This is a genomic window from Phyllobacterium brassicacearum (assembly GCF_003010955.1).
Taxonomy (GTDB): Bacteria; Pseudomonadota; Alphaproteobacteria; order Rhizobiales; family Rhizobiaceae; genus Phyllobacterium; species Phyllobacterium brassicacearum.
This window is the reverse complement of the sequence record NZ_PGGO01000002.1, coordinates 431843-453279: the sequence shown is the minus strand read 5'-3', so window position 1 is coordinate 453279 and position 21437 is coordinate 431843. Positions and strand designations below refer to the sequence as shown.

At 57.8% G+C, this 21437-nt stretch carries 23 protein-coding genes; 13 read left to right on the top strand and 10 right to left on the bottom strand.

What is annotated here, in order from left to right:
* Positions 1 to 1118 (top strand): 4-hydroxyphenylpyruvate dioxygenase family protein (locus CU102_RS05135; protein ID WP_210204788.1); only part of this gene is annotated, 1118 nt, incomplete at its 5' end.
* A 188-nt stretch (positions 1119 to 1306) separates the two neighbouring features.
* Here CU102_RS05135 and CU102_RS05130 read toward each other — a convergent pair.
* On the bottom strand, positions 1307 to 2236 hold the full coding sequence (locus CU102_RS05130; protein WP_106709918.1) for a LysR family transcriptional regulator: 930 nt from the start codon (positions 2234 to 2236) through the stop codon (positions 1307 to 1309).
* A 99-nt stretch (positions 2237 to 2335) separates the two neighbouring features.
* On the opposite strand from CU102_RS05130, the gene CU102_RS05125 reads away from it, so the two are divergent.
* The 9 genes from CU102_RS05125 (at position 2336) to CU102_RS05085 (ending at position 10835) form a co-directional block, all read left to right on the top strand.
* A complete protein-coding gene (locus CU102_RS05125) occupies positions 2336 to 3487 on the top strand; it encodes a muconate/chloromuconate family cycloisomerase (protein ID WP_106709917.1) in 1152 nt (383 codons plus the stop codon).
* Between the two features lie 5 nt (positions 3488 to 3492).
* Positions 3493 to 3783: a muconolactone Delta-isomerase gene (gene catC, locus CU102_RS05120; protein WP_106709916.1), complete on the top strand. Its 291-nt coding sequence runs from the start codon at positions 3493 to 3495 to the stop codon at positions 3781 to 3783.
* A gap of 93 nt (positions 3784 to 3876) precedes the next feature.
* Positions 3877 to 4803 (top strand): catechol 1,2-dioxygenase, encoded by a 927-nt coding sequence (gene catA, locus CU102_RS05115; RefSeq protein WP_106709915.1) that lies wholly within the window; start codon positions 3877 to 3879, stop codon positions 4801 to 4803.
* 59 nt (positions 4804 to 4862) lie between these two features.
* The gene (benA, locus tag CU102_RS05110; RefSeq protein WP_106709914.1) at positions 4863 to 6233 is read left to right on the top strand and encodes a benzoate 1,2-dioxygenase large subunit; all 1371 of its coding nucleotides are present in this window, start codon (positions 4863 to 4865) and stop codon (positions 6231 to 6233) included.
* Between the two features lie 91 nt (positions 6234 to 6324).
* On the top strand, positions 6325 to 6816 hold the full coding sequence (benB, locus tag CU102_RS05105) for a benzoate 1,2-dioxygenase small subunit (protein ID WP_106709913.1): 492 nt from the start codon (positions 6325 to 6327) through the stop codon (positions 6814 to 6816).
* 19 nt (positions 6817 to 6835) lie between these two features.
* Entirely contained in the window at positions 6836 to 7852 is a 1017-nt protein-coding gene (gene benC, locus CU102_RS05100) for a benzoate 1,2-dioxygenase electron transfer component BenC (RefSeq protein ID WP_106709912.1), read from the top strand.
* Positions 7849 to 8631 (top strand): benzoate diol dehydrogenase BenD, encoded by a 783-nt coding sequence (benD, locus tag CU102_RS05095; protein ID WP_106709911.1) that lies wholly within the window; start codon positions 7849 to 7851, stop codon positions 8629 to 8631. The genes benC and benD overlap by 4 nt, the downstream gene beginning before the upstream one ends.
* A 73-nt stretch (positions 8632 to 8704) precedes the next feature.
* A complete protein-coding gene (locus tag CU102_RS05090) occupies positions 8705 to 10048 on the top strand; it encodes an MFS transporter (RefSeq protein ID WP_106709910.1) in 1344 nt (447 codons plus the stop codon).
* 4 nt (positions 10049 to 10052) lie between these two features.
* Entirely contained in the window at positions 10053 to 10835 is a 783-nt protein-coding gene (locus CU102_RS05085) for an alpha/beta fold hydrolase (RefSeq protein WP_106709909.1), read from the top strand.
* 251 nt (positions 10836 to 11086) lie between these two features.
* Here the strand turns inward: CU102_RS05085 and CU102_RS05080 are convergent, their stop codons facing one another.
* The 6 genes from CU102_RS05080 to CU102_RS05055 form a co-directional block, all read right to left on the bottom strand.
* Entirely contained in the window at positions 11087 to 12112 is a 1026-nt protein-coding gene (locus CU102_RS05080) for an ABC transporter ATP-binding protein (protein ID WP_106709908.1), read from the bottom strand.
* Between the two features lie 11 nt (positions 12113 to 12123).
* Positions 12124 to 12966, bottom strand: coding sequence for a carbohydrate ABC transporter permease (locus CU102_RS05075; RefSeq protein WP_106709907.1), 843 nt, complete (start codon positions 12964 to 12966; stop codon positions 12124 to 12126).
* Positions 12963 to 13889 carry a carbohydrate ABC transporter permease gene (locus CU102_RS05070; protein ID WP_106709906.1) on the bottom strand — a complete coding sequence of 309 codons (927 nt, stop codon included), beginning with the start codon at positions 13887 to 13889 and terminating at the stop codon, positions 12963 to 12965. The genes CU102_RS05075 and CU102_RS05070 overlap by 4 nt, the downstream gene beginning before the upstream one ends.
* A gap of 12 nt (positions 13890 to 13901) precedes the next feature.
* The gene (locus tag CU102_RS05065) at positions 13902 to 15113 is read right to left on the bottom strand and encodes an ABC transporter substrate-binding protein (protein ID WP_425351522.1); all 1212 of its coding nucleotides are present in this window, start codon (positions 15111 to 15113) and stop codon (positions 13902 to 13904) included.
* Positions 15114 to 15191: 78 nt separating this feature from the next.
* Positions 15192 to 15983 (bottom strand): SDR family NAD(P)-dependent oxidoreductase, encoded by a 792-nt coding sequence (locus CU102_RS05060; RefSeq protein WP_106709904.1) that lies wholly within the window; start codon positions 15981 to 15983, stop codon positions 15192 to 15194.
* Positions 15980 to 16738 (bottom strand): FadR/GntR family transcriptional regulator, encoded by a 759-nt coding sequence (locus tag CU102_RS05055; RefSeq protein WP_106709978.1) that lies wholly within the window; start codon positions 16736 to 16738, stop codon positions 15980 to 15982. Before CU102_RS05055 ends, CU102_RS05060 begins: the two co-directional genes overlap by 4 nt.
* Positions 16739 to 16875: 137 nt before the next feature.
* Between CU102_RS05055 and CU102_RS05050 the strand changes: the two genes are divergently transcribed.
* Genes CU102_RS05050 through CU102_RS05040 form a run of 3 tightly spaced genes read left to right on the top strand, consistent with a single transcriptional unit; the run spans position 16876 to position 19275 of the window.
* A complete protein-coding gene (locus CU102_RS05050) occupies positions 16876 to 18021 on the top strand; it encodes a mandelate racemase/muconate lactonizing enzyme family protein (RefSeq protein ID WP_106709903.1) in 1146 nt (381 codons plus the stop codon).
* A 55-nt stretch (positions 18022 to 18076) separates the two neighbouring features.
* Positions 18077 to 18940 carry a DUF6772 family protein gene (locus CU102_RS05045; protein ID WP_106709977.1) on the top strand — a complete coding sequence of 288 codons (864 nt, stop codon included), beginning with the start codon at positions 18077 to 18079 and terminating at the stop codon, positions 18938 to 18940.
* On the top strand, positions 18940 to 19275 hold the full coding sequence (locus CU102_RS05040) for a hypothetical protein (protein ID WP_106709902.1): 336 nt from the start codon (positions 18940 to 18942) through the stop codon (positions 19273 to 19275). The genes CU102_RS05045 and CU102_RS05040 overlap by 1 nt, the downstream gene beginning before the upstream one ends.
* An 85-nt stretch (positions 19276 to 19360) precedes the next feature.
* Here the strand turns inward: CU102_RS05040 and CU102_RS05035 are convergent, their stop codons facing one another.
* The 3 genes from CU102_RS05035 to CU102_RS05030 form a co-directional block, all read right to left on the bottom strand.
* On the bottom strand, positions 19361 to 19927 hold the full coding sequence (locus CU102_RS05035; protein WP_245425208.1) for an FAD-dependent oxidoreductase: 567 nt from the start codon (positions 19925 to 19927) through the stop codon (positions 19361 to 19363).
* Positions 19819 to 20067 carry an FAD-dependent oxidoreductase gene (locus CU102_RS30270; RefSeq protein ID WP_245425206.1) on the bottom strand — a complete coding sequence of 83 codons (249 nt, stop codon included), beginning with the start codon at positions 20065 to 20067 and terminating at the stop codon, positions 19819 to 19821. Before CU102_RS30270 ends, CU102_RS05035 begins: the two co-directional genes overlap by 109 nt.
* A 72-nt stretch (positions 20068 to 20139) precedes the next feature.
* On the bottom strand, positions 20140 to 20925 hold the full coding sequence (locus tag CU102_RS05030) for an SDR family NAD(P)-dependent oxidoreductase (protein WP_106709901.1): 786 nt from the start codon (positions 20923 to 20925) through the stop codon (positions 20140 to 20142).
* Positions 20926 to 21437 lie beyond the last annotated feature (512 nt).

Below are 21437 nucleotides of genomic sequence, written 5' to 3'. Positions count from 1 at the left end.
ACCAGGTGAAGCGCAGCGAACCGGACATCGTCATGACGATTCCGCCGATGCCGGCGCCCATCGAGGTCACCGGCGTCGAATTCGTGGAGTTTGCCGCCAATGAAGAAGAGGCCAGAGAGCTTGCATCCCTCTTGCACACGCTGGGTTTCCGCCAGACCGGCAAGCACAAGACCAAGCAGGTGGCGCGCTACAGCCAGGGTGGCATCAACCTGGTGATCAACACCGAACGGGAGGGCTTTGCCCACTCGTCCTATGCCGTCCACGGCACGTCGGCCTACGCACTCGGGCTCAAGGTGGCGGATGCGCATGCCACGGTTGCCCGCGCCCGGGCGCTTGGCGCCGAACCGTTCGAGCAGGCCGTTGGCCCTTCAGAGCTCGGCATGCCGGCCATTCGCGGCGTCGGCGGCGGGGTTCTGTACTTTGTCGACGACAAGTCGGAGCTCAAGAACATCTGGTCGATCGAGTTCGACCCTGTTGCAGACGAAGCTGCGGGCGAGGATGCCGGTCTGCTGCAGTTCGACCACGTGGCCCAGACCATGAACTTCGATGAGATGCTGACCTGGCTGCTCTTCTACACTTCCATCCTGAAGACGAGGAAGACGCCGATGGTCGATATCATCGATCCAGCCGGCATCGTGCGCAGCCAGGTGGTCGAAAACGACACCGGCGCGCTGCGCATCACCATGAATGGCGCCGAGAACCGGCGCACCCTTGCCGGTCATTTCCTGGCCGAGAAATTCGGATCGAGCATCCAGCACCTCGCCTTCAGGACCGACAATATCTTTGCGACAGCCGAGGCGCTGCAGGCCAACGGCTTCGTGCCCTTGCAAATCTCGCCGAACTACTATGACGACATTGAAGCCCGGTTCGGTCTGGATCCTGATTTTTCGGACAGCCTGAAGGATGCCAATATCCTTTACGATCGCGATGACAACGGCGAATACTTTCAGCTCTACAGCCCGAACTACGGCGAAGGCTTCTTCTTCGAGATCGTCGAGCGCAAGGGCTACAAGGGTTATGGTGCCCCCAACGCCATCTTCCGCATCGCAGCCCAGAGAAAGCACTTACTACCGGCGGAACGCCAAGCGATGTGGAATGATCCTCACGACACAACCTGAAGTCCAATGAGCTCATCCTTGAGCGCGGCATTCGGCGAACAGGATGCTCGGTGTCGAAGCGACCGGATTCTCACTTGGATTGGTCACCAAACCTTGCGATCTAATGGCGCAATTGGTTTATTGCTGCCCGCTACCCGGATGTTCTCGGTATCTGCCTGGAAAGCTCGCACGTCACCACGGAATCGATACTATTTTGCGAGGCGCAGCTCAGAAAGCTGTAGCCATGACGGATTGTCGGCGTACATCTCGGCGATAAGAGTCTTGATTTCGGAAATCCTGTGGTTTGCGTCTTTCTGCCGATAGCTCATGATGATGGGCGAGGTTGCTTTCTCGTCGGCGATCATCCGGTAACAAACGTCGTCCGGGCGTTGCCGCTGGGATGCTGCGGGGATGATCGAAACGCCCATTGCCGCCGCCACGAGCCCCAGCGCCGTTTGAATCTCGCGGACCTCCTCAACATTTCCCGGACTGACATTGTGCTCGGCGAGAAGGTTCAGAACCTCGTCGGCAAAGCTTGGCCTCGGTTTGGATGGATAGACGATCAGTGTTTCCCCGGCGACGTCACGCAACTGAACCAGCTCACCTGGCACGGCCTTTGGATGACTCTTTGGCAAGGCTAGAAACAATCGCTCTTCGCGCAAGGTCAGCCGCTCGACCTCGGTGTCATTGAAGCGAACCCGGCCGAAGCCAAGATCGATCCGGCCCTCCTTCAAAGCGACCACCTGTTCGGTCGACATCATTTCGCGAATCTCGATATCGAGGTTCGGCCATCGTTGCCGCATGCGGCGGACAAGATCTGGTATGCCGCCATAGAGCGTCGAGGCAACGCATCCGATGATGAAGACTTCACGCTTCGAGTGACCAATACGTCGCGTCTGCTCCCGGATGTGGTCCGCCTTTGCAAGCATTTGGACCGCCTGGTCGTAAAAGAACCGGCCCGCCTCGGTGAGGGACAGCGGCCGGCTGGAGCGATCGATCAGCAGGACGCCAAGCTCGTCCTCGAGCTGCTGCATTTGCCGACTGAGCGGCGGTTGCGCAATGTGGAGTAACTCCGCGGCGCGTGAAAAATTTCGTTCGCGCGCAACGGCCACGAAATAGCGGAACTGGCGCATTTCCATCGTACTATACCTCTACGGTATGAAAATTGACTTTTATAGTTTTGGACTAGTAGCCGGCTGAACGCTAGTTTTCCTTGCAAAGACTGGGAGTGAAATGCCGTGACTGCTGACATACGAGTCCTCGCCATCGAGACGATTATACTCGATTTGCCTACCATCCGGCCTCACAAGCTGTCGATGGTCACAATGAACAGGCAGAGTCTGACGATCGTCCATGTGCGGTGCTCGGATGGTTTTGATGGTTTCGGCGAAGGCACCACGATTGGCGGACTTGCTTACGGTCCTGAAAGCCCGGAAGGCATGAAACTGACGATCGACCAATATATCGCACCGCTTCTGATCGGCGCGGATGCCACGCGCATACAATCGGCCATGGATCTGGTTGCCAAGTCGGTAAAGGGCAACAACTTTGCCAAATGCGCCGTCGAGACGGCCTTGCTGGACGCTCATGCCCGTCGCCTCAACCTTTCGCTATCCGAGCTGCTCGGAGGACGCCGCCGCGACAGCTTGCCGATCGCCTGGACGCTGGCCTCCGGTGACACGGCAAAGGACATCGCCGAAGCACAGCAGATGCTGGACTTGAGACGCCACAAGCATTTCAAACTGAAGATCGGCAGCAAGCCGGTCGCCGACGACATCCGTCACGTTGCCAAGATCAGGAATGCCTTGCCAGAGATCGCAACCGTGCGAGTCGACGTCAATATGGCTTGGCGCGAGCGCGAAGCCACGACGGCGATTGCTGCTCTTGCCGATGCTGGTTGCGTGCTGATCGAACAACCCGTCGCCGGTATTTCATCGCTAGCCCGGCTCACCCGTAGATCGTCGGTTGCCATGATGGCAGATGAGGTTCTGGTTGGGCCAGAGAGTGCGCTCGAAGCGGCGTCGGCGCGAGCGGCCGATGTCTTCTCAATCAAGATCGAACAGGCTGGCGGCCTCTTCGCTGCGTCGAAGGTCATCGCAATCGCAGAAGCTGCGGGGATTAGCATCTATGGCGGAACCATGCTGGAGGGGCCAATCGGTACGATGGCGGCCGCACAGCTTTTCGCCGGCGTCAAGGATCTGCAATGGGGCACAGAGCTCTTCGGACCTCTGCTGCTGATCGAGGAAATCCTCGCAGAACCGCTCATATATCGCGACTTCGAACTTCAGCTACCTACGGGACCCGGGCTCGGCGTCGCACTGAATGAAGCCATGGTCAATCGATTCCGGCGGGATGGAAAGCCAGCCGTCAATCTACGTGTCGCGGGGTAACCAACATGCTTTTTCACGTGGAAATGACCGTCAATCTACCGCATGGCCTGCCGAAAGCAGAGGCGGATGTCTTGAAAGCAACTGAAAAAGCACGGGCGCAGGAACTGCAGGCGTCAGGCAAGTGGCGGCATCTTTGGCGTGTCGCTGGACAGTACGCCAATGTGAGCATTTTCGATGTGAAGGATCCGGGCGAACTGCACGACATCCTTTCAACGCTGCCCCTGTTCCCGTTCATGCAGGTCGAGGTGAGGGCGCTCTGCAGCCATCCGTCAGCCATTGCAGAAGACGGCAGCTGATATTGATGCCGGCGCCAGCTTGGAGGGGGGTGCCGCAACACGACCATCCCGGAATGGTCAACGTTCAAGACTTACGAGACGAAGGAGGAAGTTATGGCAAATGGAATTATCGAAAAGCACGTCATTGAAGATCTGGCGAGGCGGGCCAGCGGCCTCGATACGGAAGGTGGTGATCGCCGCCTAAAGGAGATCATGAATCGCCTTCTCGGCGACCTTTTCCAGGCAATAGACGATCTCGACATCAGCATGAATGAAGTCTGGGGGGCCGTCGCCTATCTCGGCGCGGCCGGGCGGAACAACGAACTTGGCCTCATGGCTCCGGGCATTGGCCTTGAACACTTCCTCGATTTGAGGCTCGACGAGGCCGAGCGTCGTGCCGGACTTGCTGGTGGTACAGCGCGCACGATTGAAGGCCCTCTCTATATTGCCGGAGCCCCGCTTTGCAAAGGCACGGCACGGCTCGACGATGGATCGGATGAAGGCGAGGTGCTCTTCATGCAGGGGCATGTGCGTGACCAGAATGGCAAGCCGGTAGCAGGCGCCATCGTCGATGTTTGGCACGCAAATACGCTTGGAAACTATTCGCATTTCGACCCGCAGCAGGCTCCATACAATTTGCGCCGCAGAGTCGAGACCGATACCGACGGCCGGTATCGTTTCCGCACCATCATGCCAAGCGGTTATTCGACGCCTCCTGGTGGCTCGACCGAACAGCTTCTTTTCGCGATGGGCCGTCATGGCCACCGTCCAGCGCACATCCACTTCTTCGTGGAGGCGCCGGCATACAGGCACCTGACGACCCAGATTAATATCGAGGGTGATCCCTACCTGTTCGAGGATTTCGCATTCGGTACCCGGGAGGATCTCATTCCGGCAGTGAAGCGCGTAAGCGATCCGACGCTGATGGCGGAGAACCAGGTACAGAAGCCCTACGCCTCTATCGACTTCGATTTCGTTCTGACGCCCGCCATTGAAGGTGTTGCTGACACGATCGTTGAGCGCGAACGGGCTGCAGCCTGAGATCATAAGGAGGCGCCATGGAGGTGGCGCCTGCCGTTGAAAACCGAGGAGGATGAGACATGCTGGACGTCATCGCGGACGGTCGTATTGAGGAAAGGCTCGACAATGCTGTCATTGAGGACGCGCAAAGTGGCGTCTATCGTTGTCGTCGCGATATTTTCACCGATACCGAGCTGTTTGAACTCGAGATGAAACATATCTGGGAGGGCAATTGGGTCTATCTTGCACATGAGAGCCAGATCCCAAACCCAAACGATTACCTTACCGGCTATATCGGCCGCCAGCCCATCGTCATCTCCCGCGACAAATCGGGCACCCTGCATTGTTTTATTAATGCCTGTTCGCATCGCGGAGCCATGATCTGCCGGCACAAGCGGGGCAACAAGTCGACCTACACCTGCCCGTTCCACGGCTGGTCCTTCTCGAACACCGGAAGGCTCCTGAAGGCCAAGGATCCGAATGGAGCCGGATATCCCGAGCAGTTCAACAAGAACGGTTCGCACGACCTCACCAAAGTCGCCCGTTTCGAGAACTACCGCGGCTTCCTGTTCGGCAGCCTCAATGCCGATGTTCTGCCGCTTGAAGCCCATCTCGGCGAGGCGCGGAAGATCATCGACATGATCGTCGACCAGTCTCCGGATGGTCTTGAAGTCCTGCGCGGCAGTTCGAGCTACATCTATGACGGGAATTGGAAGCTGCAGACTGAGAATGGCGCCGATGGCTATCATGTTTCGTCTGTTCACTGGAACTATGCCGCTACAACCAACCACCGAAAGGACGCGATCGCTGCAGCTGCTGGTCAGGATGTGACACGCGCAATGGATGCGGGGTCGTGGGCCAAACAGGGCGGCGGTTTTTATTCCTTCGAGCATGGTCACTTGTTGCTTTGGACGCGCTGGAGCAATCCTGAAGACCGGCCACTCTCGGAAAAGCGTGATGAGTTGACGGAGCGTTTCGGGCAGTCCTGGGCCGACTGGATGATCGACCGCTCCCGCAATCTCTGTCTCTATCCAAACGTTTATCTGATGGATCAATTCTCTTCGCAGATCCGGATGTATCGACCGATCGCGGTAGATAAAACCGAAGTCACGATTTACTGCATTGCCCCAAAGGGTGAAAGCGCTGAAGCACGCGCTCGCCGCATCCGGCAGTACGAAGATTTCTTCAACGCCAGCGGCATGGCCACGCCGGATGATCTCGAGGAGTTCCGCTCCTGCCAGATCGGCTATCAGGCGCGGCACGCCGCCTGGAACGATCTCAGCCGCGGGGCGGCGCACTGGATCCAGGGCGCTGATGAGGGCGCCGCCGCTATCGGTTTGAGGCCTTTAATGTCAGGTGCAAAGACCGAAGATGAAGGTCTGTTTGTTATTCAGCACAGCTACTGGAGGGAAGCCTTGGAAAAGGCGATCGGACACGATCCGTCGCGCTGAGGGCATGGGCGGGTTCGTGTAGTCCGCCTCATCTTGCATTTGTCGAATTTACGTTGAGCGGGTTGAGGAGCTATCCGCCGAAGGAGAGGTCATGACTATTTCACGGCAGAAGGTCGAGGGGTTTCTCTATCGCGAGGCCCGTTATCTCGACGACCGCGACTGGGATAACTGGCTTGCGCTCTATGCACAGCACGTCGAATTCTGGATGCCTGCCTGGGATGATGACGACAAGCTGACGGAGGATCCGCAGTCGGAAATCTCGCTGATGTACTACGCCAGCAAACAGGGTTTGGAGGATCGGATTTTCCGCATCCGTACGGATCGATCGAGCGCCACCAGCCTGCCCGAACCCCGCACAGTCCATCACATCTCCAACGTGGAGATCTTGTCCCAGACGGAAAACGCCGCCGAGATCCGATTTAACTGGATGACCCAGAACTACCGCTACAAGGCGACAGACACTCATTACGGCACGAGTTTCTATACGCTCGAAGTTGCGGGCGACGACATGAAGATCGCCAAAAAGAGGATCGTTCTCGTCAACGACTACATCCATCACGTCATCGACATCTACCACGTCTGAAGTCGAAGGAGGCCCGACAATGCCCAAGGTTGCCCTTAATTTCGAAGACGGAGTCACCCGTTTCATCGAATGCGGCCCGAATGAACTCCTGGTTGACGCCGCTTATCGCGCGCGGCTGAACATTCCCATGGATTGTCGCGACGGTGTTTGCGGCACATGCAAGTGCTATTGCGAATCCGGACTTTACAGCATGGATTCCTATATCGACGACGCCTTGACGGAAGACGAGGCGTTGCAGGGTTATGTCCTGACCTGTCAGATGCGACCAGAGAGCGATTGCGTCGTCAGCGTTCCCGCTACATCCACGCTATGCAAAAGCGGTCCGTCCTCGTTTGGCGCCTGCCTGTCTGAAGTCCGCCACCTGTCCGACACGACGATCGGCTTCACCCTGGAGCTTGACGACCCCGACAGCCTCACTTTCCTGCCGGGTCAGTATATGCAGGTCTCCGTTCCTGACACGGCGTGTAGCCGGGCCTATTCCTTCTCGTCGCGTGTGAACGGCGGCCGTATCGACTTCCTCGTCCGCAATATTCCGGGCGGACTGATGTCCACCTATCTCTCGCACCGTGCTTCGCCCGGGGACCGTCTATCGATGCAGGGACCCTCTGGTGCCTTCTATCTGCGCGAGCTCCAACGCCCTGCGCTGTTCCTTGCGGGTGGGACCGGGCTCGCACCGTTTCTCGCCATGCTCGATCACCTCAAGGAATGGGGAGGGTCGTCGCACCCAATCCACCTTCTCTATGGCGTTACCCGCGACGAAGACCTGGTGGAGGTGGTTAAGCTGCAGGAGTTCGCGGAGGTCATTCCCGAGTTCTCATTTGACGTTTGCGTTGCCGATGCGGCGAGCAATGCCAGCCGCAAGGGCTTCGTAACCGACCATTTCGGGCCGGAAGACCTACACGATGGCGACAGCGATGTCTATCTGTGCGGCCCGCCGCCGATGGTTGAAGCAGTACGCAGGCACTTCGAGACGATTGGCGTCAAACCAGCATCCTTCCATTACGAGAAGTTCAACGCCTCGGAAGCCGTCCAATGAAGCCGGAGCCCTTTCGAAACAAGATGATGGTCGTGACCGGCGCGGCCCAGGGTATCGGCCGCGAAGTGGCTATGCGAGCTGCCGCGGATGGCGCGCGTCTTGCGCTGGTCGATCGCTCCGATCTCGTCGAAAAGGTGGCAGCAGAGATCGGGGCCTTAGGCGGCTTTGCGACTGCCATTCTGGCTGATCTGGAGCATTGGGAGGGCGCGAAGGAGGCTATAGCAACGGCAATAAGACGGTTGGGACGGATCGACATACTCGTCAATAATGTTGGCGGAGCCATCTGGATGCGGCCCTTCGAGCATTTCGACGACAGGCAGATCGAGGCGGAAATCCGCCGCTCGCTGTTTCCGACCATGTGGTGCTGTCGTGCAGTACTGCCCTCTATGATTGAGGCCCGATCGGGAGTCATCGTCAATGTCTCGTCGATCGCCACACGCGGGATAAATCGCGTGCCCTATTCGGCGGCGAAGGGGGCGGTTAATGCCCTCACCATTGCTTTGGCAATGGAGAACGCCGAACGCGGAATTCGCGTCAATGCAGTTGCGTCGGGCGGCACGGAAGCGCCGCCGCGCCAGATACCACGCAACACCGAGAACCAGACGGAAGACGACCGGCGCTGGGTGAGCGAGGTCGTCCGGCAGACGACGGAATCGAGTCTGATGAAACGCTACGGCACGCTTGAAGAGCAGGCAAACGTCATCCTGTTCATGGCATCCGACGAAGCATCCTACCTCACAGGGACCATTCTGCCAGTCGGGGGTGGGGATACCGGCTGAATACATTCAACCACAGTCCCGTTGCTAAGGACGAGAAGCCAGGCAGCGGAGAAACAAACCGGAGGAGAACACCATGCAGAAGAAGATTATCGATGTTCAGGAGGTGATTGATACCAACCCTCTGTCGAGCTACCAGAAGATTGTCATTGTGCTGTGCTTTCTGGTCGTTGCGATCGACGGCTTCGACACGGCCGCGATCGGTTTCATCGCACCCGTACTGAAGTCCGAGTGGGGTGTTGCACCCGTTGACCTCGCTCCGCTTTTCGCTGCAGGTCTGTTTGGCCTGATGGCCGGGGCCTTCATTTTCGGACCACTCGCCGACCGGATTGGCCGAAAGCCGGTCCTTCTCTTCACCACTGTCTTTTTTGGTCTCGCCACCTACGCCTCATCGTTCGCGACGGATATCCAGATGCTGACGGTCATGCGCTTCATTACTGGCCTCGGCCTTGGCGGTGCAATGCCAGCGGCCATTACACTGACCGCTGAAATCAGCCCACAGCCCCGGCGTGCCACGCTTGTCACGCTGATGTTCTGCGGCTTTACCATCGGTTCGGCCGCTGCAGGAGTTGCCGCCGCGCATATCGTGGCGTCCTGGGGCTGGCAAGGCCTCCTCATCCTCGGCGGCGCGCTGCCGCTGCTGCTTTCACTTGTCCTTTTTGCACTCCTGCCCGAATCGGCGCGTTATCTCGCGGGTCGGCGCGCCGAGCCGAGCCGCATTGCCTTCGCATTGAAGCGGCTCGTTCCGGCAGCCGACATTGAGGGAGCAGTTTTCGCTGTTCCGGCCCGTCCTGCCGGATCGCCTGCTGGACAATTGTTCACGCGCGGGCTCGGCGTTGGCACACTCCTGATCTGGGTGACCTTTTTCATGAGCCTGCTCGTCTTCTACCTGCTGTCGAGCTGGTTACCTCTCCTGATTACATCTGCTGGCTTCTCCATGGCCAAAGCTTCGCTCATGGGTGCGACACTCGCGACCGGGGGCACCATCGGTGCAATCCTGATCGGGCGTCTGATGGATATCTTTGAACCTCACAAAGTACTCGCCGGAGCCTATGTTGCAGCGGGCCTCTTTGTCGTGCTGCTTGGGAACGCTGTTGCCATGCCCTGGCTCCTGGTATTCGCCATTTTTGGTGCGGGCTTTGGCGTCGCGGGCGCACAAGTCGGTATCAATGCGCTTGCTGCGGGCTACTATCCAACCGAAAGCCGGGCGACAGGCGTGAGTTGGGCTAATGCCGTTGGCCGCACCGGATCGATACTGGGTTCGATGATTGGGGGCGTTCTCCTTTCACTCGGCTGGGACCTTTCGACGGTCTTTGCGGTGGCTGCCGTTCCAGCCTTCATGGCGGCTGCGGCCGTGTTCGCCAAGGGATACCAGCCCGCCAGCGCTATCGTGCCTTCTCCCATCCCAACGGCAGAGTGAGGGCATGTTTCTCGACCTCGATGATCTCACAATGCACCTGCGGACAGATGGTCCGCAGGATGCCCCCGTGCTCTTGATGCTCCATTCACTCGGTACCGATCACGGAGTCTGGGACCCACAGGCGGCCGTGCTTTCAAGGAATTTCCGTGTAGTCCGCCCGGATCTGCGCGGCCACGGTCTGACCGGGGTTACTGCTGGGCCCTACAGCATCAAGGGTCTGGCCGAAGACGCGCTGTGTGCCATGAATCGTTTAGGGATCATGCAGGCACATGTGGCCGGTCTCTCGATTGGGGGTATGGTCGGCCAGGCTCTTGCCGCCGTTGCGCCCAGCCGTGTCTCATCATTGGTGCTCTGCGACACCGCCATGTCGATTCCTCCGCCTGGCTTATGGCGGGATCGCGCCGCGACAGTCCGCGCCTCCGGCACGACAGCGATCGCCGATGCGGTTGTCGCCCGTTGGGTAACGCCCGCAGCCGCCGATACTCCTGAAACCCACCGGCTCAGGTCAATGGTGGTCAATACGGCCTCCGAAGGCTACGCCGGCGCGGCCGAGGCGATTGCTGCCGCGGACCTCGCGTCGATGACCCCATCACTGAGGGTACCGGTGTTGATCGCGGTGGGCGACCAGGATGTCGCAACCCCGATTGCCGCGGCACAGCACCTTGCCGGAGCCATCGCCGGGTCGGAACTCAGTGTGATAATGGGAGCGTCCCACATACCGACATTTGAACGCTCGAACGAGTTAACTGGTGTGATCAAAACATTTCTCCAGCGTCAATTATCTTAGGACATGGAGTGCCTGCCTGAAAAACTGCAACACTGTCCAATCGCCCGTCCGCTGGCGATTGGAAGATGCACAATGGTGCTGTTGAAGCGAGCTCTGAAAGAGACGCTGAACTTTGTCAGGCACTTGTCTCCCTGGATGCCACCTATCCTGAGGGCACTCGAAATGGCGCCTCGCCAGGACTCTCACAACTGGTTTTTGGGCGATCCGCTTCCTGTGGCTGGCTTTTGTACGCACGGTTCGCCCTCTTCTCCTCAGGCCGCTTGTCCTTTCTGATCGAAGAAATGCAGGTTGGCTGGTTCCGCGATCAGGCCAAGCTCGCTGCCCGGCGGCGGCACTTCATTTTTGTCATGCACGACGAGGCACGTCTGTTCATTGGGTAGCTGAACATGCATCAGGGTAACCGCGCCCGTATACTCGCAGAGAGCGACCTTGCCCCGCAAGGCACTTTCCGAGGACGACACGATGGCGATGTGTTCCGGGCGAATTCCGACGCTTTTCGCGGTAACGGGCGTGGTCGAGTTTGGAGCAAGCATTGCCGCATTGGCGGCCGGCAGGATGTTCATCCTGGGACTACCTATGAACTGCGCAACAAACTGATTGGCCGGGTTCTCATATAATTCGCGCGGCGAACCCACCTGTTCGATCCGTCCGTCTCGCAGGACGACGATCTTGTCAGCCAAGGTCATTGCTTCGATCTGATCATGCGTGACGTAGATCATCGTTGTTGACAGGCGCTTGTGCAATGCCGCGATCTCTGAACGCATATGGACGCGCAATTCGGCGTCAAGATTGGATAGCGGCTCATCAAAAAGGAACACGGCCGGATTGCCGACAATGGCGCGGCCGATCGCGACTCGCTGACGCTGGCCACCGGAAAGTTCACGTGGAAATCTGTCAAGCAGCGCCTCGAGTTTCAGAGTAGCTGCGGCGGCGGCTACACGGCGGATACGCTCTTCTTCAGACACTTTACGGACCTTCAATCCGAAGCCCATATTGTCGCGAACGCTCAGATGCGGGTAGAGTGCATAGGATTGAAAGACCATCGCCACGCCGCGCTTGGCGGCCTGGATCTCATTCATCAAGCGGTTGCCGATATAGAGTTCGCCGCCCGAAATGTCCTCAAGCCCCGATATCATGCGCAAGAGCGTTGATTTTCCGCAACCCGACGGGCCAACGAACACAACGAACTCACCATGTTCTATCACCAGATCCACACCACGGATAACCTCGGTTTTTCCGAACCGCTTTTCGATATTTTTGAGGAGGAGGTTGGTCATCGCAGGTCCTTTCAACCCTTCACGCCAGAGAGCGCAAAACTCTCAATGATTTGCCGTTGCGCGATAAGATAAACAATGAGGATCGGTACAACAGCGAGGCTGGTTGCGGCCAGTTGCAAATTCCACAGGGGTAGCCCGTAACTGTCGTTGAAATTGGAAAGCGCCAATGGCAGCGTGAACATCTCGAGCGAACTGAGGAAGATCAACGGCTCCAGGAACAGATTCCACGAGAACAGGAAAGTGATGATCGCTACCGCAGCGAGCGCGGGGCGAGACATTGGCAGCGCGATCCGCCACCAGACGCCGAAGCGCGACAGCCCGTCCATTTTCCCTGCCTCCTCCAGTTCCTTTGGCAATGCGAGGAAATACTGGCGCATCAGAAAAGTCGCCATGACACCATGTGGACCAAACGTCGGGAGCAGGATAAGCGGCCAATGTGTATCAACCAGACCCATGGACCGTATGAGGAAGAAGTTCGGGATTATAGTCACTTCCTCGGGCACCATTAGCGCTGAAACGAAGAATAGCATCAGCAGCCCGGCGCCGGCAAAGCGCATCCGCGCCAGGGCATACCCTGCAAGCGACGAGATGACGAGAGTAAGGGCTGTGACGGCAACCGCAATGTAGAGCGAGTTGAAATATTGGCGAGCAAATGGTTGGTATGTGAAGACATCGACAAAGTTTTGGAATCGCCATTCGCGCGGTATCAGGGTCGGAGTGCCGAATATCTCTGTGGTGCTTTTGAAACCTGCCGATACCATCCATACAAACGGAAATATGAAGGGTATCGCGGCGATCAGAAGCGCAATCGTCCAGCAACTGCGATAGATTACGTTGATCTGGCGCTGGGTCATTCCATCTCCTTGCGACGCAGCATCACCTGCACAAGCGTTAGCGCCATGACAATCACGAACATGATTATGGCCAGCGCAGAGGCATATCCGACATTGAAGAATTTGAACCCCTGTTGATAGATATAGAAGGCGAGTACGAGAGTTCCGTTTTCAGGACCGCCGCCGGTCATCTGGTAGATATGATCGAAAACCTTGAACGAGCCAATCGTGGTGAGGACCATGATGATCAATGTGGTCGGCGCCAGCAGCGGCCATATGATCATGCGAAATATCTGCCAGCGCGACGCCCCTTCGAGGCGCGCTGCCTCCTCGTAGTCTCGCGGTATTGCCTGCAGCGCAGCAATGTACAGGATCATGTTTAGTCCGACCATTTTTATGACGCGCGTGACGATCACTGCGGCCATTGCCCAATTGGGATCACGGAGCCAGTTCGGGCCATCGATCCCGACCAATGCCAGCATCTGGTTTATGACACCGCCTTCGCCCTGTAGCAGGAATTTCCAGACGATAGCCCAGGCGATCGCCGAGGTAACGACCGGCGCGAAAAATACAGTGCGAAAAAACACGACGCCGAAGAAGGGGCGCGACAGCGCCAGGGCAAGTGTCAGTGCCAGAGCCATGTTGAATGGCACGAGACCTACCGCAAAAATCACTGAATTCCGAACGACGTGCCAGAAATCCGGATTGACCAGCAAGGCGTCGTTGAAATTGTGCAGACCGACGAACGCTGCCTGCTGACTTAGCAGGTTCCACTCTGTCATCGAATAATAGAAGATCGCGACTAGGGGGCCGAGAAAAAAGACGAGGAAACCGATGAATGTCGGGCTGATGAAAAGCCATGCCTCCAGCATCTCCCGATATTTCAATGTCAGCCACGGCGCGCGATTGGCGCCGGGCTCGTTCGTGTGGGTGACAGCTGCCATGGTCCAATCTACCTAAAGCAAAGGCTGGATGGCTGCGCATACGCCCTTCAGGGCGTCTTCGACATTCGCGTCCGGCTTCCACAGCGCGTCGACACGTGGAGCCATCGCAGCGAGTATCTGCGGTGCTTTTTCGTGCGCGGGATGAACACGGCCCTTGGTAATTGCTGAGCTCACATTCTTCATCTGTTCGGCGGGCACCAATTTGTTGCCGTTGATGAATGCCTCGCTGTCCAGCACGCTTTTGCGTGCGGGGGGAAAGAACTGGGCCATCGTCGCAACATTTTCCTTATCGGTCATGTGGGCAACGAATTGTGCCGCAAGCTCCTTGTGTTTGCCCTGTTCGAAAACCACAAGCCCGGCTTGCCCAATCACAGGTGACTCTCCGCCAGGGCCGGTGGGCAGGGGCGCTATACCCCAATTGAACCCAGCCTCCGGCATCTTCGATGCACGCGATATCTGATTGTCGGTCATGGCCGAATTTCCGGAGAAATAGTCGCCTTGCTCTCCAGGCGGTACGATTGATTTATCCTTGAACACCATGTCATGCAGCTGTTTTACCGCGGCTATGGCTTCCGGCTTGTCGAACCCGCATTGGCCATTTGTCCAGATATCGCCGCCATAGGCCCGTATCGAAGGTAACAATGCATGCGTCATTCGCGAGGCATAGCCTTCGCCGTCCTTGAACTCGAATCCCCACTTTCCGGGATTGGCCTCGGCCAGCTTTTTGGCCGTTTCCTGGAATTTATCGAGGGTCCATTCGCCTTTTGCGGCAAGTGCAAGGGGGTCTTCGAGACCGGCCTTATCGAACATGTCCTTATTATAGTAGATCATGAAGGGTGATGTAGAGAACGGAATGCCGTAGACCGTCTCGCCTTTTTGCCAGAGCGCCATCGCGGGCTGGGAGAAATCATCGAAATCGTACCCTTGGGCAGCCTTTACTGTTGGACCGATGTCCATCAGAAGGCCTGCATTCTCGAAAGCGGGGGCCGCATCTTCCATCATCCACGCAATATCCGGCGGATTGCCTCCTGCTACCTGGAAGGTCAGCTTCTGAGTGTAGTCGCTCACGGGTACGGTCTCGAACTTGACGATAACGTCCGGATGGTTCTCTTTGAAACTCTCTGCAATGCCGTTCAGCATCTTCAGATGGGCGTCGTTTCCTGTCCATACCGTCACCCGAAGGTCCTCGGCCAGAGTGGGTGCCGACATCAAGCAGAAAACCATGGCTGATACTGCAACTCTCGTCTTTACGACATTCATTGTTCTTCCTCCCATTGTTGATCGCAGACTATGCTCTGACCCTCATGCGACATCTCCGGGCAGAACGCCCGGCGCATCGCCGATCGTCCAGCCTCCATCGACGGGAATCTCGGCGCCCGTTACGTAATTTGCGGCGTCGCTGCATAAGAAAATGAAGGCACCGACGACATCGTCGGGGCGGCCCTGGCGACCGGCCGGTATCTTCGCCGTGACTGCGCGGCGAAACGGCGGATCCTCGTATCGACGTGCTGTGGCTTCGGTCTCAATCGCGCCGGGTGAAACGACATTAATGGTCACACCTTGCGCGCCGACTTCGCGCGCAAGTGCCCGAACCGCTGTCAACTGCGCTGCCTTGAGTGAAGCATAGACGAGTGTCTCGGCGCGAGGGCGGGTCGACATAACGCTGCCCGTGGCAACAACGCGCCCCCATCCGCGCTCGGCCATCGGCGGAACCAACTTTTGCGCCAACAAGAGGAAGGTCGAAAAGTTTGCCGAAACATGCGCGTTGATATGGGCCAGCGTCGCATCATGCCAGGCGAGACGCCGTTCGATTGCCGCATTGGCAATCAGAATGTCGATCGGGCCGTGGTTCGACAGTATGTTGTCAACAAACACGGAAATAGCAGGAGTGTCGGTGAAATCGGCCTCAAGCACGGCCGTATCTCCGCCAATCGCCTGAGCTGTGGCGGCAGCACCTGCGGCATCACCAAAGTGATGCAGCACAACGGTTGCACCATGTTCAGAAAGGCCGAGAGCCACGGCCCGACCAATGCCCGAGCTTGCCCCGGTTATCAAGGCCCGCCTACCCGCCAGCGAAAAGCGCTCGGGCCTCATGCCTCTTTGTCCGCAAGTTTGTCAGCGACCTCCAGCGATGCGATATCCGCAGCGTCAAAGTGGGCCTTGATCTTCTCTTCGGCGAGAGCTGCGTTGCCAGTGACGATCGCTTCATAGACTTGCTGATGACGATCGATCGTAGCGCGCCAATCCGCGTCGGTGCGGTTTGCACGACGCGAAAACAACTCTGAGACCTCGCGCTGCACCGAGCGCAGGCCTTCCATCTGAACACGGATCATGACATTTCCCGTCGTCAATGCGAGGCCGAGGTGGAAGAGAATATCGGCTTCGGTAAATGCAGCCGGTTCGTGTAATGAAGCACGCATATCTGCGATCGCTTGCTTCATTACCTCCAGACCGCTCGGATCACGCCGCTCGGCGGCCAGCCGGGCAATTCCGGATTCTATGACCCGGCGCATCTCATTTGCCTCCTGCAGGCGTTTGAGGCTGGAGCGAACCGCATAACCATAAATGCGTTCCATGGGTTCGCCGCTGAGTGCCTTGGCCCGGGCTACTTTTCCCTGCTGCGTAAATATCAGTCCGGCTGTGGTCAGTTGGCGCAGAGCCTCTCGCGCAATAGGTTTCGATACGCCAAACTCTTTGGCAATCTCGCCCTCCGGCGGCAAGGGCTCACCGGGAGATATGCGGCCGTCAAAGAGTGCTGCGGCAATCGCATCGGAGACGCCATCAGCCAATCTGGATGGACTGGCGGGCCTGGCTGTAAAAATCGGTTTCTTCGTTGGGTTGGCTGTCATTTTCATCCTCGCATGGATCAAGTTAGCACAGCGGCTCACAACTTAGCAACTAAGTTTATCAGTTGCCAAGTAATTCAATACGCGTTAGAACCCATCAGCCGATACTCTCATCGGCAAATGGGAGCAGCAATCAACCAATGGAAGCCGCAAACGCTATCGTCCCCGGTATGATACGCATAGTCGACGTGATCGCCCATCCGCTCACTCAGACTCTGCCCAGGCCGACGGTCACGTCGTGGGGTGTATACAGCCAGGTCTCCATTGTTCTCGTAGAGATACGGACGGACGTGGGCCTGGTGGGTGTCGGCGAGACACTGGCCCGATTTTCACCCAAGGCATATGTGGAGTTGATCGAAACATCGCTGAAGCCAAGGCTCGTTGGACAGGATGCGCGCAATATTGGTGCCTTGTGGCACTCCATGCGTCGGTCATTGTCGGGGCGGGCAGGCGGAATGCTGGTGGAGGCGATCGCCGGGGTGGATATCGCGCTGTGGGACATAGTCGGAAAGGCCGCGGGCCAACCGGTCGCAAAACTGCTTGGAGGGATGGGCCGAGATATCATCGACGTCTATGCCGCTGCGGTGAACTGGGTTGGCGATGACGAAGCCGACAGGGAGCTCGAACGCTATATCGATGAGGGATTTCAACGCATCAAAGTGAAAATATCGAACCCCGTGAGGGAAGCGTGTGTGCGCATAGAGCGTTTGCGCAAGCAGGTTGGCGACAATATCGAACTTTGCGTGGACGCGAACTGGGCTTACAATCTGGATGAGGCGGTGGAAGTCGGCCATGCCCTTTACGCCAACGGCTACTTCTGGTTCGAGGAGCCACTCGCGCCCGAAAACGAGCAGGGCTATGAAGAACTCCGCCAGCGCTGCAACGTACCGCTGGCGGCAGGAGAGAGCAACTTCACCACCCACCAGGCGCAACGGCTGATCTCCAATAGGACACTCTCTGTTGTTCAGCCCGACGTCGCGCGCGCGGGAGGTATATCCGAGACACGGCGAATTGCCGAATATGCCGCCATCCATGAAGTCAGCTACGCGCCGCACATCGGCATGTCCGGGATCATCTGCGAGACCGCGAGCGTTCACCTGGCTTCGGCCCTTCCTAATTTTCGCGTCATGGAATGCGAATGCGACCTTAGTCCCTTCAAAAGAGAACTTGCCGATCTGCCGCCAGGTTGCCTGCGCCAGAAGGACGGCACACTCGATGTGCCTGGTAAACCTGGACTCGGCATTGAAATCGACTGGAATGCTGTAAGGAGGCTTCGAGCCCAATGAGGTCCGCCACACAATGACGTCAATCGACATTTCCCCAGCCACGCTCGCCGAGGCTATGCGCCTGGCATTGTTGCGCGCCGACCCATCACTTAGCCGCTTCGACCCTTTACCGCGGATTTTGTCATATGACGATTTCTCGCGCGGCCATTGCGGGTGGTCACAGCTCATTGGCAACTATGAGAACGATCTTGACTCCATGCTGCCTGGATACGCGCAACATTCAAGCGCGATGCTTTCTACCCTCGGACATTGGGATGCCGGCTCGCATGGAGGTATGGACTCATCGTATGCGCTGAAAATTGCCACCCGGGCCAGGCCAGGCGCGCAGAATGTCGCCATCAAACGTCATACGTTTCGCAAGCGCGGGCCCATCAGATTCGAGCTCTACTTCACCTTCAAGCCGGAAGCAAAAGAGTTGAAATTGTCCGAGTTGGACGTTCGTTCTGTCGGCTTTCTGTTAGATCTGCAATGCGGCGACAAAGACGAAGGTGAGCGGGTGATGCCGCATCTGCGCTTCCTGAATGCTGTCGATGGAAAGCATCTTCAGAAATGGCAGTACAAACGCGAGACGACGACATTCAGTTCTGTCGGCAACGACGACAAGACGGTCAGCCACTACCATCTGGCACCCGAGGGCTGGTTGGATTTGCCGGGTGGCGATCAGCGGCTGTGTTATAACGAAATCCCGACCAAGGTGAACTGGACTTACCTGCGTTTCGATTTCGATCTGGAATCGATGACAGCGTCGAGACTCCAGTGCAATGATCGCATCTTCGATCTTTCGGATTTCGACTCGATCCGTATCCCGGCGATGAAGAACCTCTGGTGCATGCTGAATTTCTGCCTCTTTGCCGAAACCGATGTGGCGAATCGCGCCTTCCTCTATGTCGATTCGATCTGCATATCGGGAGATTATTGATGCTGCCAGAGAATGTCACGGCCGTGCTTGCTCGCAACGAACGCTGGAGCGGTGACGCCGCCAGCGAGCCTTATGAGGCCGGCTGGGCGCGGGAAGCGGTATTCTTCGTCAGGGCAATCAAGCAGCCTGTCGGATCAATCCCGATGGCTTGGGTGGAAATATCACCTGACGGCATGCATTGGGTGGGAGAAGGAACGGAATTCCGGATGCCCTCGGAACGCGATGCTATTGCAGTCGCACGCCTGTCGGGATTTGGCGGTTGGCTCAGGGTAAAAGCCCGTTTCGACGACGGTGCCGAGTGCACCGTACTGGTGACCCTCCACCTTAAGGCTTGAAGAAGATCGCGGCGCAGGTGCCGATACCGATTGCGGTGCTTAACCGAGAAACGCGCCCTGTGCCAGAAGTTCGCGGCGCAGGTCGTCATAGTCGATATGTCTTGGTGTAGGGTATCTGATAGATATTCGCGGTCGGTGGAGCGTCGCCACCGGTGCCGCCACCCGATCCTGCTGGATCATGTATATCGAGCGGGTAACCGCACAGGGCCACGACATCCGGAAACGATCGGCCGGAACGAAGATCATCCAGTGTGAGTTCATAGTCTCCATCGATCCGCCGCGTTTCACGCACGCCGATCTGTGTAGCCGTATCCCGGAGTTCGGCGTTCTGGAAACCGGGCAATTCGCACCGGAAGAAATTCAGGAGCGCCACGGTCTGCTCGCGCCCCTCTATTTCTGCTTGTGATGGCTCGGTGGCCTCCGCCCCATTGCGGCGGAGCACCCGGCCGGTATTTATACGCCAGACGCCTGGCTCCATGGACTTGTAGAGGCCGATGCCGCGGCGAGGTGCGGGAAATCGTCCCTCGGCGGTCGCGGCGGCAACTATGGATGCATATGGTCGATAATCGTCGGGATGAGACCGGACGTAATCCTCGACGGCTGCATCGTCGACGTTCTGAACGCGAAAGAATAAAGTCTGCGGTTGGGCCAGCCCGTCGCTGTCAGCCCGGCGGTGAGGTTCCCGCCGAGAAACCCGTAGCGTTCGATCATCATTACGCGGACACCCATGCGAGCCGCGGCAATCGCAGCGGAGATGCCGGATGGTCTGCCGCCGATGACCAGTACATCCACTTCGCAAGTTCGGGAAGTTCCGCCGCATAGGAAAACCTCCGGTTGGTCTGCAACATTGGATCTCTCCCGGATTTAGCGGAACATAGACCCGCCGTCGGCGTCGAGCGCCGCTCCATAAACGAAGCTGGCGGCATCTGAACACAGAAACAGGATCGCCGCAGCCATGTCGTCCGGACGACCCATCCGGCGTATCGGCAGATTGGCAGCAATGCGTTCCTTCAGTGACTGATCAATATGCGAATGCATGGGGGAGTCGGTTGGGCCGGGGTTGAGCGCATTGATCCGAACATTCTTGCCAGCCAGTTCTCGCGCAACGGATTTAACCAGCGAAAGGGTGCCCGCCTTCGATGCTGCATAGGCGGTGTCCGCGATCAGCCCGCCGCCACCATGAACTCCCGCGTCAGAAGCGATGCAGACGATGTTGCCACCGAACGGATTGACCAGCATGCGCTTTGCAGCGGCCTGTACCGTAAAGAAGGTTCCGAACAAGTTGACAGCATGCACACGCTGCCAATGCGCCCAGTCCTGATCGAACAGCCGTTTTGCAGTAATGATAGCGGCACACGTCACCACATTGTCGAGGCGCGAGAGATTTTCGTCACAATAGTCGAAGGCTCGTTTGATGCTGGACTCGTCGCTGACATCGACGGTGACGGCATGAATATTGGCACCGGTCTTGCGTATTTCTGCGCTATGGTGCTGCAAGCCGTCCTCGTCGCAGTCACACATCACCACCTCGGCGCCTTTCGATGCGAAGGCCCTGGCTGTCTCCAATCCCATTCCACTCGCGGCGCCGGTAATCAAGACAGTTCTGTCAGCAAAGCAGTCATTGGCGAAAGTGGCATAAGTGTCGATCATGATATCTCCAGCCTGGCAGCAAATAACGTCTCTTGATAACTTAGCTGCTAAGTAGAGTAGTTGTAAAGTCGGTCGACAAAATCACTGTTTCAGAACGAGTGATACCTGGCGGGGCTATCCTCGACGCACCATGGTCGCAGAACCCAGCCGGCTAGAGACGAGGGGTGACCGCTGCCCTATGGGGACGCCCCTGATGACTGAGAACACCCTCTGGACGAATGGTTGACAGGCGGTTGTCGGCCGGTCTGGCACAAACCTGCTATGCTAAACCGCCTGGCGGTCTGCCGTGACAGGTTTGCGAACGGCGCAAGCTAATTCCGAGCTCGGCGGCGCGTGCCTTCCCACCCGGGGACCGGCGGCGGAGGTGGCCCATACGGCCGTGGGTAAGGCGGTCGACGCCGTTGAATAGCAGCTCCTCCTGACATCTTTCCTGCTCGAAGGAGCACCTCGAGAGTGTCGCGGATTATCGAGGACGCCGAGAGGCTTCGAGTCAACGCTGAGCGCGGGGCACC

What these genes read in the sequence shown, in the direction of transcription:
- CU102_RS05130 (WP_106709918.1), bottom strand. Translation starts at nt 2,236, where the DNA reads ATGGAAATGCGCCAGTTCCGCTATTTCGTGGCCGTTGCGCGCGAACGA.
- catC (WP_106709916.1), top strand. Translation starts at nt 3,493, where the DNA reads ATGCTTTTTCACGTGGAAATGACCGTCAATCTACCGCATGGCCTGCCG.
- catA (WP_106709915.1), top strand. Translation starts at nt 3,877, where the DNA reads ATGGCAAATGGAATTATCGAAAAGCACGTCATTGAAGATCTGGCGAGG.
- benA (WP_106709914.1), top strand. Translation starts at nt 4,863, where the DNA reads ATGCTGGACGTCATCGCGGACGGTCGTATTGAGGAAAGGCTCGACAAT.
- benB (WP_106709913.1), top strand. Translation starts at nt 6,325, where the DNA reads ATGACTATTTCACGGCAGAAGGTCGAGGGGTTTCTCTATCGCGAGGCC.
- benC (WP_106709912.1), top strand. Translation starts at nt 6,836, where the DNA reads ATGCCCAAGGTTGCCCTTAATTTCGAAGACGGAGTCACCCGTTTCATC.
- benD (WP_106709911.1), top strand. Translation starts at nt 7,849, where the DNA reads ATGAAGCCGGAGCCCTTTCGAAACAAGATGATGGTCGTGACCGGCGCG.
- CU102_RS05090 (WP_106709910.1), top strand. Translation starts at nt 8,705, where the DNA reads ATGCAGAAGAAGATTATCGATGTTCAGGAGGTGATTGATACCAACCCT.
- CU102_RS05085 (WP_106709909.1), top strand. Translation starts at nt 10,053, where the DNA reads ATGTTTCTCGACCTCGATGATCTCACAATGCACCTGCGGACAGATGGT.
- CU102_RS05080 (WP_106709908.1), bottom strand. Translation starts at nt 12,112, where the DNA reads ATGACCAACCTCCTCCTCAAAAATATCGAAAAGCGGTTCGGAAAAACC.
- CU102_RS05075 (WP_106709907.1), bottom strand. Translation starts at nt 12,966, where the DNA reads ATGACCCAGCGCCAGATCAACGTAATCTATCGCAGTTGCTGGACGATT.
- CU102_RS05070 (WP_106709906.1), bottom strand. Translation starts at nt 13,889, where the DNA reads ATGGCAGCTGTCACCCACACGAACGAGCCCGGCGCCAATCGCGCGCCG.
- CU102_RS05065 (WP_425351522.1), bottom strand. Translation starts at nt 15,113, where the DNA reads ATGGTTTTCTGCTTGATGTCGGCACCCACTCTGGCCGAGGACCTTCGG.
- CU102_RS05060 (WP_106709904.1), bottom strand. Translation starts at nt 15,983, where the DNA reads ATGAGGCCCGAGCGCTTTTCGCTGGCGGGTAGGCGGGCCTTGATAACC.
- CU102_RS05055 (WP_106709978.1), bottom strand. Translation starts at nt 16,738, where the DNA reads ATGACAGCCAACCCAACGAAGAAACCGATTTTTACAGCCAGGCCCGCC.
- CU102_RS05050 (WP_106709903.1), top strand. Translation starts at nt 16,876, where the DNA reads ATGGAAGCCGCAAACGCTATCGTCCCCGGTATGATACGCATAGTCGAC.
- CU102_RS05045 (WP_106709977.1), top strand. Translation starts at nt 18,077, where the DNA reads ATGCGCCTGGCATTGTTGCGCGCCGACCCATCACTTAGCCGCTTCGAC.
- CU102_RS05040 (WP_106709902.1), top strand. Translation starts at nt 18,940, where the DNA reads ATGCTGCCAGAGAATGTCACGGCCGTGCTTGCTCGCAACGAACGCTGG.
- CU102_RS05030 (WP_106709901.1), bottom strand. Translation starts at nt 20,925, where the DNA reads ATGATCGACACTTATGCCACTTTCGCCAATGACTGCTTTGCTGACAGA.